At 38.1% G+C, this 837-nt stretch carries 1 protein-coding gene; it reads left to right on the forward strand.

The genetic code is table 11. The annotated features are described in order from the left end of the window. On the forward strand, positions 1 to 837 hold an 837-nt coding region (locus HX088_RS13860), incomplete at both ends, for an IS30 family transposase (RefSeq protein WP_286484483.1).

Consider the following 837-nt stretch of genomic DNA (forward strand, 5'->3'; position numbering starts at 1 on the left):
GCAGGAAAAAGCAAAAAAGATATTGCTGATTTAATAGGCGTACATAAATCTACCATCACGCGTGAATTACAAAGAAATATTGGCAAGCGTGGTCTACACGCAGGTAGCTATATTCCTGATTTGGCGCAAGAAAAAACAAGTTTAAGGCACAAACAAAAAAACAAGGCAGTAAAATTCACAAAGTCGCTTAAAAATCAGGCAGCTAATTGGTTAAAGAATGAACAACTAAGTCCAGAATTGATTGCTGTAGAATGGAAGTGCATGGGCGTTCAGGGTGTTTCTCTAGAATGCATCTATCAATGGATATGGGACTGTAAAAAGAGTAATCGCAGAGCTGACGCGCCCTATAAAAATCTGTATAAATTTTTAAGACATGGCAGGCGCAGATTCAAAAGAGGCAACTATAAACAAACCCGAGGTATAATCAAAGACAGAGTATCCATTGAGAAACGTCCAAAAGTAGTTGAACAACGAGAAAGATTGGGAGACATCGAAGTCGATTTAATGATGGGGAAAGACCACAAATCAGCTCTATTAGTGATGACAGACCGAGCAACTTTGGTAACCACCTTAGACAAATTGCAAGGAAAAGACGCTCAAAACATTCAAGAATTAATCAATAAAAGAATATCCAGAATAGGTAGCAGCTGGATCAAAACCATGACTTTTGACAACGGAAAAGAGTTTGCCGGACACAAACAAATAGCCGAAAAACACCATATCAAAACCTATTTCACCCGACCCTACACCTCACAAGATAAAGGAACTGTTGAGAACAGAATAGGCTTGATAAGAAGATTTTTACCAAAGAAAACAGACCTGAATTTAGTAAGTAAC

The organism is Empedobacter sp. 225-1, assembly GCF_030328185.1.
Classification (GTDB): Bacteria; Bacteroidota; Bacteroidia; order Flavobacteriales; family Weeksellaceae; genus Empedobacter; species Empedobacter stercoris.